General features: G+C 71.3%; 10 protein-coding genes and 1 pseudogene. 6 read left to right on the top strand and 5 right to left on the bottom strand.

Annotation, left to right across the window (positions count from 1 at the left end):
• Nucleotides 1-57 precede the first annotated feature (57 nt).
• On the bottom strand, nucleotides 58-1875 hold the full coding sequence (gene aspS, locus ACIBAD_RS17110; RefSeq protein WP_134072703.1) for an aspartate--tRNA ligase: 1818 nt from the start codon (nucleotides 1873-1875) through the stop codon (nucleotides 58-60).
• Between the two features lie 136 nt (nucleotides 1876-2011).
• Between aspS and ACIBAD_RS17105 the strand changes: the two genes are divergently transcribed.
• From ACIBAD_RS17105 to ACIBAD_RS17095, 3 genes and pseudogenes are all read left to right on the top strand, one after another.
• Nucleotides 2012-4156: a SpoIIE family protein phosphatase gene (locus tag ACIBAD_RS17105; RefSeq protein ID WP_134074479.1), complete on the top strand. Its 2145-nt coding sequence runs from the start codon at nucleotides 2012-2014 to the stop codon at nucleotides 4154-4156.
• 72 nt (nucleotides 4157-4228) lie between these two features.
• Nucleotides 4229-5272 carry an AI-2E family transporter gene (locus tag ACIBAD_RS17100; protein ID WP_134074480.1) on the top strand — a complete coding sequence of 348 codons (1044 nt, stop codon included), beginning with the start codon at nucleotides 4229-4231 and terminating at the stop codon, nucleotides 5270-5272.
• Between the two features lies 1 nt (nucleotide 5273).
• Nucleotides 5274-5677 (top strand): annotated as a pseudogene (locus ACIBAD_RS17095) (ABC transporter permease); the annotation flags it as partial.
• 19 nt (nucleotides 5678-5696) lie between these two features.
• Here ACIBAD_RS17095 and ACIBAD_RS17090 read toward each other — a convergent pair.
• The 4 genes from ACIBAD_RS17090 to ACIBAD_RS17075 all read right to left on the bottom strand — a co-directional run bounded on the left by ACIBAD_RS17090 (nucleotide 5697) and on the right by ACIBAD_RS17075 (nucleotide 8832).
• Nucleotides 5697-6683 (bottom strand): pirin family protein, encoded by a 987-nt coding sequence (locus ACIBAD_RS17090; RefSeq protein WP_398907475.1) that lies wholly within the window; start codon nucleotides 6681-6683, stop codon nucleotides 5697-5699.
• Nucleotides 6684-6808: 125 nt separating this feature from the next.
• Nucleotides 6809-7183 (bottom strand): hypothetical protein, encoded by a 375-nt coding sequence (locus tag ACIBAD_RS17085; protein ID WP_134072707.1) that lies wholly within the window; start codon nucleotides 7181-7183, stop codon nucleotides 6809-6811.
• 120 nt (nucleotides 7184-7303) lie between these two features.
• Nucleotides 7304-8263, bottom strand: a complete 960-nt coding sequence (locus ACIBAD_RS17080; protein ID WP_134072710.1) for a winged helix-turn-helix domain-containing protein — start codon at nucleotides 8261-8263, stop codon at nucleotides 7304-7306.
• Between the two features lie 107 nt (nucleotides 8264-8370).
• Entirely contained in the window at nucleotides 8371-8832 is a 462-nt protein-coding gene (locus ACIBAD_RS17075) for an SseB family protein (RefSeq protein ID WP_099890461.1), read from the bottom strand.
• A gap of 206 nt (nucleotides 8833-9038) precedes the next feature.
• Between ACIBAD_RS17075 and ACIBAD_RS17070 the strand changes: the two genes are divergently transcribed.
• From ACIBAD_RS17070 to ACIBAD_RS17060, 3 genes are all read left to right on the top strand, one after another.
• Nucleotides 9039-10868 carry an acyl-CoA dehydrogenase gene (locus ACIBAD_RS17070; protein ID WP_134074481.1) on the top strand — a complete coding sequence of 610 codons (1830 nt, stop codon included), beginning with the start codon at nucleotides 9039-9041 and terminating at the stop codon, nucleotides 10866-10868.
• 95 nt (nucleotides 10869-10963) lie between these two features.
• Nucleotides 10964-11704, top strand: coding sequence for a hypothetical protein (locus tag ACIBAD_RS17065; RefSeq protein WP_134072714.1), 741 nt, complete (start codon nucleotides 10964-10966; stop codon nucleotides 11702-11704).
• A gap of 100 nt (nucleotides 11705-11804) precedes the next feature.
• A complete protein-coding gene (locus ACIBAD_RS17060; protein WP_134072716.1) occupies nucleotides 11805-13097 on the top strand; it encodes a M18 family aminopeptidase in 1293 nt (430 codons plus the stop codon).
• Nucleotides 13098-13268 lie beyond the last annotated feature (171 nt).

Genomic DNA, 13268 nt, shown 5'->3' with positions numbered 1-13268 from the left:
ACGACGAGGGGCCCGGGATCCGATGGATCCCGGGCCCCTCGTCGTGCGTACGGGCGATTACCGCGCGGCGTCCGGGTGGACGGCCTCCGCGATCGGCTTGGCGTCGGCCGCCTTCGTCTCGACCGGCTTGCGCAGCGCGATGTTCAGCTCGCGCAGGCGGGACTCCTCCAGGACCGTGGGCGCGCCCATCATCAGGTCCTGCGCGTTGCCGTTCAGCGGGAAGGCGATGGTCTCGCGGATGTTCGGCTCGTCGGCGAGCAGCATCACGATGCGGTCGACGCCCGGGGCGATGCCGCCGTGCGGCGGGGCGCCGAGGCGGAAGGCGCGCAGCATGCCGGCGAACTCGCGCTCGACGGTCTCGGCCTCGTAACCGGCGATCTCGAAGGCCTTCAGCATGACCTCGGGCTCGTGGTTGCGGATGGCGCCGGAGGACAGCTCGATGCCGTTGCAGACGATGTCGTACTGCCAGGCCAGGATGTCGAGCGGGTCCTTCTCCTCCAGGTCCTTCATGCCGCCCTGCGGCATGGAGAAGGGGTTGTGCGAGAAGTCGATCTTGCCGGTCTCCTCGTCCTTCTCGTACATCGGGAAGTCGACGATCCAGCAGAACCGGAAGACGTTCTCCTCGAACTGGCCGGCGCGCTTGGCGGCCTCGACCCGGACCGGGCCCATGATCTTGGAGACCTCGTCGAACTCGCCCGCGCCGAAGAACACGGCGTGGCCGGGGACCAGGCCCAGGCGCTCGGTGAGGACCTTGACGTTCTCCTCGGTGAGGAACTTGGCGATCGGGCCGGTCAGCGCACCGTCCTCGCCCACGCGGACCCACGCCAGGCCCTTGGCGCCCAGCGAGATCGCGTACTCGCCGAGGCCGTCGAAGAACTTGCGCGGCTGCGCGGCGGTGTCCGGGACGGCCAGCGCACGCACGTGCTTGCCGGCGAAGGCCTTGAACTCCGAGCCCTCGAAGACGTCGGTGATGTCGACGAGCTCCAGCTTGGCGCGCAGGTCGGGCTTGTCGTTGCCGTACTTGAGCATCGACTCGCGGAAGGGGATCCGCGGGAACGGCGAGGTGACCTCGCGGCCGTTGCCGAACTCGGTGAAGAGCTCGGTCATCAGGCGCTCGATCGGCTGGAAGACGTCCTCCTGCTCGACGAACGACATCTCGACGTCGAGCTGGTAGAACTCGCCCGGCGAGCGGTCGGCGCGGGCGTCCTCGTCGCGGAAGCACGGCGCGATCTGGAAGTACCGGTCGAAGCCCGAGATCATCAGCAGCTGCTTGAACTGCTGCGGGGCCTGCGGCAGGGCGTAGAACTTGCCCGGGTTCAGGCGGGACGGGACGACGAAGTCGCGCGCGCCCTCGGGGGAGGTCGCCGTGAGGATCGGGGTCGCCATCTCGTTGAAGCCGAGGGCCACCATCTTGGAGCGGATCGCCGCGATGACGGCCGAGCGCAGCATGATGTTGCGGTGCATGCGCTCGCGGCGCAGGTCGAGGAAGCGGTACTCCAGGCGCCGCTCCTCGTTCACACCGTCGTCGGTGTTGATCGTGAAGGGCAGCGGGGCGGCCGCGCCGAGCACCTCGACCTCGACGGCCTCGATCTCGATCTCGCCGGTGGGCAGGTCGGCGTTGACGTTCTCGGCGCCGCGCGAGACGACCTTGCCGTCGACGCGGACGACGGTCTCCTTGGAGAGCTTGTCCAGGACGGCGGCCGCGGCGGTGCCGGGGCGGGCGACGAGCTGCGTGATGCCGTAGTGGTCGCGCAGATCGATGAAGAGGATGCCGCCCAGGTCTCGACGGTTGTGCAGCCAGCCGCTCAGCCGGACGTCGGCGTTGACGTCAGAGGCGCGGAGCTCGCCGCAGGTGTGGGACCTGTACCGATGCATCAGTCATCCAGTTCTTCGCGATACCAGGGTGGATTCAACCCTCACAAGGTTACCGTCCGGGCCGGGGACCGTGCTGGCGTGCCCGGCAGCCCCCGTGAACAGGCACGGCGGGGGGATGACCTGTAAAGATGACCGGGTGCGCACCGAGGACGTCCTGGCCGCCATCGCGACGGGCCTGTGGCGCTGGGACAACGCCTCCGGGACGGTCACCCTCGACAGCGAGGCCGCCCGGCTGCTCGGGCTGCCCGCGGAGCCCGTCGTGCTCCCGGAGGTCGTCGTACGGTCGCGGTTTCACCCGGTGGACTGGAACGAGATCAACGGAATCGTCAACCTCGCGGTGGCCGAAGACACCCTCGCGGAGGCCCGGCTGCGGATCATGGACGAGGACGGGCGGGTGCTGCGGACCGTACGCAGCCGCTCCAAGCCCGTGGAGAACCGGTCCGCCGAGGGGCGCGTCGACTACGAGCTGATCGGCACCATCCAGGAGATAGCCGAGCCGCAGCCCGGCACCACCGCCGCGCACACCCCGATCACCGGCGACTGGCGGCGCTCGCGCGAGGCGTTCCTGCTGGACGCGGGGCGCGCTCTCGCCGAGGCCCGCTCCACGGCGGAGGTGCTGCGCGTCGCCGCCTCGCTGTCGATGCCCGGCTTCAGCCCCGACGGGCTGGCCGTCTTCGGGGTGGCCGGAGAGCGGCTGTCGATCATCGGGCACCACGGGCACGGCCCCGGGGACGAGGCCCCCTTCACTGAAATGCGGCTGGACACGGACTACCCGGCGGCCGAGGTCGTCCGTACGGGCCGGGCGATCTACATCCCCAGCCCCGAGGAGTACAAAAGGCGTTTTCCGGCCACCTGGCCGCTCGCCCAGCGCTTCGGACGGATCTCCTGGGCCTTCCTCCCCCTGATCGTCGCAGGGCGCACCATGGGCGCCTGGATGGCCGCGTTCAAGCACCCGGTGTCCTTCTCCCCGGACGAGCGGTCCGTCCTGACCACGGTGGCCCGGATGCTGGCCCAGGCCCTCCAGCGGGCGGGCGTGGCCGAATCCGAGCGGGAGCTCACCTCCGGCCTGCAACGGTCGATGATGCCGACGCTGGGCCCCGACATCCCGGGCATGCAGATCGCCGCGCGGTACGTCCCGACCGGCGGCGGGCTGGAGGTCGGCGGCGACTGGTACGACATGATCCCGCTGCCGTCCGGCCGGTTCGCCCTGGTCATCGGGGACGTCCAGGGGCACGACGTACAGGCCGCCGGGCTGATGGGCCAGCTGCGGATCGCGGTGCGCGCGTACGCCTCCGAGGGCCACCGGCCGGATGCGGTGCTCTCCCGCGCCTCACGCTTCCTGGCCGGCATCACCGATGCGTACGAGGACTCCGACTTCCACAGCCCGCGCTTCGCGACCTGCCTGTACGTGGAGTGCGACCCGGCGACCGGACTGCTGGAGGTGGCCCGCGCCGGCCACCCGGACCCGGTGATCCGGATGACGGACGGCACGGTGCTGATGCGCCCGACCGCCGGGGGCCTCCCGCTCGGCATCGTCCCGGACACGGACTACCCGACGACGCGTTTCACGCTGGAGCCCGGCGAGACGATGATGCTCTGCACCGACGGGCTCATCGAGACCGGCGGCCACGACCTGGACACGGGCTGGGCGCGGCTGCGGGCGATCCTGGAGGCCGAGACGCACGAGCCGGACGGGACCCACGGCTCCGACGGCCTGGAGAAGCTCGCCGACCTGCTGGTCCAGGCGGTGCACGGGCCCTCCTCGCACCACACCACCGGCCCGCTGGCCGACCGGCGCGAGGACGACATAGCCGTCGTCCTGCTGTGCCGGGAGGGTGTGGACTGCGGCTGCGGGGCCCCGGCGGCGCACCCGGTGCGACCGGCGCGCCGCACGATGCTCACCGTGGCGCAGGCCGAGCCGGAGCGGATCGCGGGTGCGCGCCGCCAGATCCGGGAGCTGCTGCACGACTGGGCGGACGGGGAACAGGTGGACTCGGCGGTGCTCATGGTCTCCGAGATGGTCACGAACGTCCTCATGCACACGGACGGCGACGCGCTGCTGGTCGCGGAGGCGGTGGGCGAGCTGGGGACGCGGCGGCTGCGCATCGAGGTGGCGGACTCCAGCGACGAACTGCCGCACAAGCGGCACCCCGGCGAGATGGCGTCGAGCGGACGGGGCGTCCTGCTGATGGAGATGCTGGCGGACACCTGGGGCGTGGACCCCCGCGGCGAGGGCAAGTCGATCTGGTTCGAGATGGACGAACAGGCCAAGGAAGACTGAACCCCGGCGACGGGGAGGGCTGGGCCCCGGCGGCAGGGCGGCACCGGAGTGCCGTGGTTGGATGCACGGGTGCTGACTCTGCTTCCCCCGCCGGTCAGGCGGCTGGCCGCCTGGTGCACGGTCGCCCTGCTCGTCACCGGCGTGGCCGCCGTCGGCGTGTGGCTGTGCATCACCTTCAAGACCGCCGTCACGCCAGTCCTCCTCGCGCTGCTCGGGGCCGCCCTGCTCGGGCCCATGCACCGGCGCCTCGTACGGGTGGGGGTGCACCGCTCCCTCGCCGCCGCGCTCACCTGCCTCGCCGTGGTCGCCGTCTTCGGCGGGGCCGGGTACGTCGTCGTCCACGCCCTGATCAGCACCGGCGACCAGATCCTCGACTCCCTCAAGCAGGCCGGACAGGACCTCGCCGAGCGCTTCGGGCCCGCCGGCACCTCCCTGGAGGACCTGGCCTCGAACGCCAAGGAGCTGCTGGCGAAGTTCGGCGGTACGGCCGCCTCCGGCGTCATCACCGGCATCAGCGTCGTCGGCGAGATGCTCGCCACCGCCGTACTCGCCCTCCTGCTGATGTTCTTCTTCCTGCGCGACTCGGACCGCGTCGCCGGCACCCTGCGCTCACTCGCGCCCCGCGCCACCGGCGACACCGCGGAGGCGATCGCCCGCCGCGCCTTCGACGCCGTCCAGGGCTTCATGCGCGGGACCACCTTCATCGCGCTGATCGACGCCGTCTGCATCACGGTCGGGCTGCTCGTGCTCCGCGTCCCCGGCGCCGTCGGCCTCGGCGCCCTGGTGTTCGTCGGCGCGTACATCCCGTACCTGGGCGCCTTCATCTCCGGCGCCGTGGCCGTCCTCGTCGCCTTCGCCGAGCGGGGGTGGATCATCGGCCTGTGGGCCGTGGGCGTGGTGCTCGCCGTACAGGTGCTGGAGGGGCACGTCCTGCAGCCCGTGATCCAGAGCCGGACCGTCCAGATGCACCCCGCCGTGGTCATGCTCGCCATCACCGCCGGAGCCAGCGTCGCCGGGATCCTCGGCATGCTGCTGTCCGTACCGCTGACCGCCGCGGCATTCGGTGTGGTGTCGGAGATCCGCGGGCGGTACGCCGGGGCCGAGCCCGCCGAGTAGCGACGTCCCGCTCGCCCTGCGCCCGGGCCATCCCGACCGGCTGACGCCCGCGCCACCGCCCGACCCGAAGACGCTGCGGGCGGGGGTGACTTCGGACCTGGACCGGCTGTTCCGGCTGTCGGCGGCGGTCTGCCTGGTGATCGGGGCGGTCGGCCCCGCCGACACCACGCTCGTCGCGGTGCTGGAAGCGGACCGGGGAGATCGGGCCGTGACGGGCCCTGGGGGGCGCGGCCACGCCCGGCACCCCGACCGTGCGGCGTGTCGGCGCGGCGCGACCGGACCCCGGTGACGCCGCCGCCCACCGGCGCCGTGGCGCCGCTGATCGGACTGGTCACCGGGGTCCTGGCCGGCTTGTACCCGGCGTGGCGGGCCTCTTGTACGCAACCGGCGGAGGCCCTGCGCCGCCGGCGGCGCAGGGGGGCGGTCAGGAGTGCTGGTCCGCCGACTTCGAGCGCTCCCGGGCGGTGGTGGGGATGGTCCCCAGACGGCCCGCCTGGAAGTCGTCGAAGGCCTGCTGGAGCTCCTGCCGGCTGTTCATGACGAACGGCCCGTAGTGCGCCATCGGCTCCCGGATGGGGCGCCCGCCGAGGAGGATGACCTCCAGGTCCGGGGTGTTCGCGTCCTGGGACTCGTCCGCCCGCACCGTGATCGAGCCGCCCTCGCCGAAGACCGCCGTCTGCCCGGTGTGGACGGGCCGCCGGTCGGCGCCGACGCTGCCGCGCCCGGCCATGACGTACGCGAGGGCGTTGAAGTCCTCGCGCCACGGGAGGGTGACCTTCGCGCCCGGGGAGACGGTCGCGTGGATCATCGTGATCGGGGTGTGGGTGATGCCGGGGCCGGCGTGGCCGTCCAGGTCACCGGCGATGACGCGGAGCAGGGCGCCGCCGTCGGGGGTGGACAGGAGCTGGACCTGGCCGCCGCCGATGTCCTGGTAGCGCGGGGGCATCATCTTGTCGGAGGCGGGGAGGTTCACCCACAGCTGGAGGCCGTGGAAGAGGCCGCCGGACACGACGAGGGACTCCGGCGGGGCCTCGATGTGCAGGAGGCCGGAGCCGGCGGTCATCCACTGGGTGTCACCGCCGTTGATGACTCCGCCGCCGCCGTTGCTGTCCTGGTGGACGAAGGTCCCGTCGATCAGGTACGTGACGGTCTCGAAGCCGCGGTGGGGGTGCCAGGGGGTGCCCTTGGGCTCGCCCGGCGCGTACTCCACCTCGCCCATCTGGTCCATCATGATGAACGGGTCGAGGTACTGGTAGTTGATCCCGGCGAACGCGCGGCGCACCGGGAACCCCTCGCCCTCGAACCCGCCCGGGGCGGTCGTGACGGCCAGCACCTTGCGGGCGGCGGTCTCCTGAGCGGGCTCGGCGACGCGGGGGAGCGCCAACGGGTTCTCCACAGTCACTGCAGGCATGGTCGGAACCTCCTTCTGGCGTCGAGTTTAGTTGAAACTCGAACTTTCTGCCACACCCCACAGAACAGAAGGGGCCCCGGGGACATTCCCCCGGGGCCCTGAGCCTGTCACCTGTGCGTATGCGGTTACGGCGAAACGATGACCGAGTTGATGGGGGTGATGTCCCGCCACTGCCACCTGTCGATCGGCATGTACTCACAGCTGCCGGTTCCGTTGTAACCCGTGCACAGCCGGAACTTCCAGTTCCCGGTCTGATTGTTGAGGACCCAGCGCTCGTGGTTCATGTTGCTGAGGTTGTACGTGCCCGCGACGTCCCGGGCCCACTCCACCGTGTGCGAGCCGAGGCCCTCGGTGTAGATGCAGGCGAACCCGGAACGGCACCCGTCGACCGTGTGGTCGGAAGCCTGCGCCGGGGCTGCCGCGAGGACCCCCGTGCCCAGCGCCAGCACCCCGGTGGCCGCCAGTGCGGCGAGCTTCGTGCGGATCGATATGCGTGACATCGCGTCTCCCTGGTCCGTCAGTGGAGCGGGGCCCCCGTGCTCTCCCCCGCAGCACCGATGTTGGGGACCCCGGGCGCCGGGCGCGATCCTTTCGGGCGTGCCCGAAAGGATCGGCGGCCGTCAGCCGCCGCTGCGCAGCAGGTCCACGCCGAGCCCCGTGGCCGAGTGGAGGACCGCTTTGCCGTCCCGCTCCGTGGTGATCAGCCCGGCCGCGCGCAGCGTCCGCGTGTGCTCCGAGACCGACGGCAGGCTGATGTCCAGGTCCCGGGCCAGCTCGCTCGTGGTCCGCCGCTCGACCAGCAGGTGCAGTACGGCGGCGCGGGTCCGGCCCAGCAGCGCGTCCAGCGCGCCCTGCGCCCGTTCCGGCCCGGCCAGGGGCAGCGGGGTCAGCGCCGGGTAGTGCAGGACGTGCGACCCGTCCGGCTGGCCGGCCAGCAGCGGGCGCCCCGTCCAGAACGCCGAGGGCATCAGCACCAGGCCGGCGCCGCCGAGCCGGACCTCGTAGTCCGGATCCAGAGCCACCTCGAAAGCGGTCTGCGACCAGGCCGCCGCCGGATGGACGCTCGCCAGGCAGGCCTTGATGCCGTGGGCGGCCAGCAGCCGCGTGCGCCAGGCGACGTCCGCCCGGAAGGACTGCCGTATCCGCGGCCACTGCGGGGCCACCACCGCCTCGTACGCGCAGCGGATCGCGCCGTCCAGCAGGTCCCACGCCTCGCGGTCCTGCCCCCAGAGCGCGCGCAGCCAGGACGCCGGGCCCGGGGCGCGGGCGGCGGTGCGGTGCAGCTGCCCGGCGGTCAGCAGGGGGCCCGCGGCCCGTACGGCGGCCAGCCCCTCCTCCAGGCTCAGCGCCAGGGGTTCGAGGAACTGCGGGTTGTCGCCGTCGGGCCGCAGCAGGTCGAGCAGCGGGCGCGCCCGGTCCGGCAACTCCCGGCCGACCCGGCTGCGCCAGCGGCCGAAAACCGCCTGCTCGTCCACGCGCTGCCAGGCGATCAGCGCCATCGACAGCTCCACCAGGGGGGAGGGCTCGGCCGCGAACGTGACGTTCAGCAGGTCCTCGGCCGTGAAGTGCACCCGCAGCATCGCCCCGCCCGCCCCCTTGGCGCACCGGCCGGAAACGGCCGCTCAGCCGTGCGTGTACAACCGTGCGTTCAGCCGTGCGTGTACAACCGTGCGTTCAGCCGTGCGCGTCAGCCGTACATGCGGCGCATCGCGTAGTCGACCATCTGCTCCACGGCCTTCGCATCGAAGACCATGCGGTGGTCGCCCTCCATGTCGAGGACGAAGCCGTAGCCGGTCGGCAGCAGGTCGATCACCTCGGCGCCCGTGATCACGAAGTACTTGGACTCCTTGCCGGCGTACCGGCGGAGCTCCTTGAGCGTGGTGAACATGGGGATCACCGGCTGCTGCGTGTTGTGCAGCGCCAGGAAGCCCGGGGTCTCACCGCGCGGGCAGTAGACCTTCGACGTGGCGAAGATCTGCTGGAAGTCCTCGGCGGACAGCGACCCCGTCGTGAAGGCCCGCACCGCGTCGGCGAGCGACGGCGGCGAGGGCTCGGGGTACAGCGGCTGCTCGCCGTACCCGCCGGCCATCTGCTGCGGGGCGGCGTACTGCTGCTGCCCTGCGCTCACGTTCTGGTCGTAGCCGTACATGGGGCGAAGCCTACCGAGCGGCCCCGACCCCGTGGACGCGCATTCCCGCCAGGGTTCCCGTCCGGCCGCCGGCCGGTGCGCGGCTTGACCCTGGTCACAGTCGCCACATCGGGGGTTGCGTCTTATTACCCACGGGTAGCATCATGACGTTACCGATTGGTATGTACGAGGAACCTGTCTTCCCGAGCCTTAACGGAGCCGTCGCCATGGGGCACTACAAGTCGAATCTCCGCGACATCGAGTTCAACCTCTTCGAGGTGCTCGGCCGCGACAAGCTGTACGGCACCGGACCGTTCGGTGAGATGGACACCGAGACCGCCAAGAGCGTCCTGTCCGAGATCGCCCGCCTCGCCGAGAACGAGCTGGCCGAATCCTTCGCGGACGCCGACCGCAACCCGCCGGTCTTCGACCCGGCCACCAACACCGCGCCGGTCCCGGCGTCCTTCAAGAAGAGCTACGAAGCCTTCATGGACTCCGAGTACTGGCGCCTCGGCCTGCCCGAGGAGATCGGCGGCACCACCTCGCCCCGCTCCCTCATCTGGGCCTACGCGGAGCTGCTGCTCGGCTCGAACCCGGCCATCTGGATGTACTCCTCCGGCCCGGCGTTCGCCGGCATCCTCTTCGAAGAGGGCAACGAGGCGCAGAAGAAGGTCGCCCAGATAGCGGTCGAGAAGCGCTGGGGCTCCACCATGGTCCTCACCGAGCCGGACGCCGGTTCGGACGTGGGCGCGGGGCGCACCAAGGCGATCCAGCAGGAGGACGGCTCCTGGCACATCGAGGGCGTGAAGCGCTTCATCACGTCCGGTGAGCACGACATGGAGGAGAACATCCTCCACTACGTCCTCGCGCGCCCCGAGGGCCACGGCCCGGGCACCAAGGGCCTGTCCCTCTTCCTCGTCCCGAAGTTCCACTTCGACTGGGAGACCGGCGAGCTGGGCGAGCGCAACGGCGTCTACGCGACGAACGTCGAGCACAAGATGGGCCTCAAGGCCTCCAACACGTGCGAGATGACCTTCGGCGACCAGCACCCCGCCAAGGGCTGGCTGATCGGCGACAAGCACGACGGCATCCGCCAGATGTTCATGATCATCGAGTTCGCCCGCATGATGGTCGGCACGAAGGCCATCGCGACGCTCTCGACCGGCTACCTGAACGCCCTGGAGTACGCCAAGGAGCGCGTGCAGGGTCCGGACCTGGCCAACTTCATGGACAAGACGGCCCCCAAGGTCACCATCACGCACCACCCGGACGTGCGCCGCTCGCTGATGACGCAGAAGGCGTACGCCGAGGGCATGCGCGCCCTGGTGCTGTACACCGCCTCCGTCCAGGACGCGATCCAGCTCAAGCAGGCCGCGGGCGAGGACGCCTCCGCCGAGATCGGCCTGAACGACCTGCTCCTGCCGATCGTGAAGGGCTACGGCTCGGAGCGCTCCTACGAGCAGCTCGCGCAGTCGCTGCAGACCTTCGGCGGTTCCGGTTACCTGCAGGAATACCCGATCGAGCAGTACATCCGCGACGCCAAGATCGACACCCTCTACGAGGGCACCACGGCGATCCAGGGCCAGGACTTCTTCTTCCGGAAGATCGTCCGCGACCAGGGCGCCTCCCTGAACGTCCTCTCCGAGACGATCAAGAAGTTCCTGGCCGAGGCCGTCGGCGGCGAGGAGCTGGCCGGCGCCCGCGACGCGCTCGCCAAGGCCGCCGTGGACCTGGAGGCCATCGTCGGCCAGATGATCGTCGACCTCACCGCCACGGGCGAGGACGTCAAGAACATCTACAAGGTCGGCCAGAACACCACCCGCCTGCTGATGGCGTCCGGTGACGTGGTCGTCGGCTACCTGCTGCTCAAGGGCGCGGCCGTGGCCGCCGAGAAGCTGGCCGCCGGCGCCCCCTCGAAGGACGTCCCCTTCTACACCGGCAAGATCGCGGCGGCGAAGTTCTTCGCCTCGCAGGTGCTGCCGAACGTCTCGGTGGCCCGCGCGCTGGCCGAGGCCGTCGACAACTCCCTGATGGAGCTCGACGAGGCCGCGTTCTAGCCCTTGCGCCCATCCGCCCGACGGCCGGGCCCCCGCAGAGGGGCCCGGCCGTCGGCATTCACAGGTTGTCGGTGGTTCGTGGGACGCTCGTAGGCATGAGTCCGGCAGAGCAGCACAGCCACAGCAGGGGGTACTCCGTCCCGACCGGGCGGCCGTACGCCCTCAAGGAGCTGCAGGCTGCCCTGGGCAGCCTCGGCGACCATCTGCGGGAGCTGTACGACGGCGCCCACCCCGCGGAGTACGAGGCCGTCGCCGATGCCCTCTACACCGCCTTCCAGACGGCCGCCGGGCTCGCGCCCGCCAAGAGCTACACCGGCTGCCCCGAGCACCCCAACGGGGCCCTGGACCCAGAGGCGCCCGACGGCTGGGGCCGCTGCCTGATCTGCAACAACCGGCGCCGCCTCGGGCTGCGCGCCCAGGGCGCCCGCGCCGCGGCGGCCGCCCCGCCCGCGGGGGAGCAGCGCCGGCTGGGCTATCCCGTGCCGGATCCCCCGTACACGCTGCAGGCCCTGCGCGACCACCTCCGTACGGTCGAGGACCGCCGTTTCCACCTGGGCTTCTCCTCCCCCGCGGAAGAGTTCGTCCGGATAGCGGACGACCTCCACCGGGCGTTCATCGTGGCCCGCGAGCTGTCCCGGCCGCGCAACGCCTCCGGCTGCTCCGAGCACCCCGGCGCACCCATCGACCCGGACGCGCCGCCCGGTGAGGCCTGTATCTTCTGCGCCGGACGCAAGAGACGCGCGCAGCGCTCCGCGACGACCCCGGAGATGCTCCCGCGCATCCGCCGGGGCGAGCGCAGGCAGCTGCAGCGCAGATTCGAGCGCCCGCCGGGCTGAAAGCCGCCGGGAAGTGGACCACACAGCCCGCGGTCCCGGCGTTTCGGCTATCCGCCGCAGTCCGACCATGGCGAACACGACCGTCGTTAAGGTGAACCACATGAGCTCTCCCGCCCGCTTCGACCGCGGCCACACCGACGATCTGATGACCTTCCTGACGGCCAGTCCGTCGCCGTACCACGCCGTGGCCAATGCGGCCGAGCGGCTGGAAAAGGCAGGCTTCAGGCAGTTGTCGGAAACGGACGCCTGGGACTCGGGCAGCGGAGGCCGGTTCGTCCTGCGCGGCGGCGCGCTCATCGCCTGGTTCGTCCCGGAGGGCGCGACCGCGCACATGCCGTTCCGGATCGTCGGCGCGCACACCGATTCCCCCAACCTCCGGGTCAAGCCGCTGCCTGACACGGGCTCACAGGGCTGGCGGCAGATCGCGGTCGAGGTCTACGGCGGCACCCTGCTCAACACCTGGCTGGACCGGGACCTGGGCCTCGCGGGCCGGCTGACCCTGCGCGACGGCAGCGAGCGGCTGGTGAACGTGGACCGGGCACTGCTGCGCGTCCCGCAACTGGCCGTGCACCTGGACCGGTCGGTCAACAGCGAAGGGCTCAAGCTCGACAAGCAGCGCCACATGCAGCCCATCTGGGGTCTGGGCGACGCCCAGGAGGGCGACCTCATCGCCTTCCTGGAGGAGGAAGAGGGGCTGCCGCAGGGCTCGGTGGCCGGCTGGGACCTGATGGTCCACTCGATCGAGCCGCCGTCGTACCTGGGGCGCGACCGCGAGCTCGTGGCCGGCCCGCGCATGGACAACCTGGTCTCGGTGCACGCGGGCGTCGCGGCTCTGGCCGCCGCCTCGACCGCCGACAAGCTGGACCACATCCCGGTGCTGGCCGCGTTCGACCACGAGGAGAACGGCTCGCAGTCGGACACGGGCGCGGACGGGCCGCTGCTGGGGAACGTGCTGGAACGTTCCGTCTTCGCACGTGGAGGCACGTACGAGGACCGCGCGCGGGCGTTCGCGGGCACCATCTGCCTGTCCTCGGACACCGGCCACGCCGTGCACCCCAACTATGCGGAGCGGCACGACCCCTCGCACCACCCGCGCGCCAACGGCGGTCCGATCCTGAAGGTCAACGTCAACCAGCGGTACGCGACGGACGGCAGCGGGCGCGCGGTGTTCGCGGCGGCGTGCGAGCGGGCCGGCGTGCCGTGGCAGACGTTCGTCTCGAACAACTCGATGCCGTGCGGGACGACGATCGGGCCGATCACGGCCGCCCGGCACGGGATCCAGACGGTGGACATCGGCGTCGCGATCCTGTCGATGCACAGCGCCCGCGAACTGTGCGGTGCGGACGACCCGTACCTGCTCGCGAACGCGCTGGTGGCGTTCCTGGAGGGCTGACGCCCGTCGTACGGGCCGCCTCGCGCCGCTTCCCGGACCGGGGGGCGGCGCGGGATCCGGCTGCGGGATCCGGCTGCGGGATTCGGCCGGGCGGGTCGATCTCGGGCAGCCACGCGGTGTGATGAACCGATGGTGACACTCCGTCATGTTGTGCTGGGGTTCCGTCCTTCC

Origin of the sequence: Streptomyces sp. NPDC051109 (assembly GCF_044455885.1) — a bacterium.
Classification (GTDB): domain Bacteria; phylum Actinomycetota; class Actinomycetes; order Streptomycetales; family Streptomycetaceae; genus Streptomyces.
This window is presented reverse-complemented; position numbering and strand designations above follow the sequence as displayed.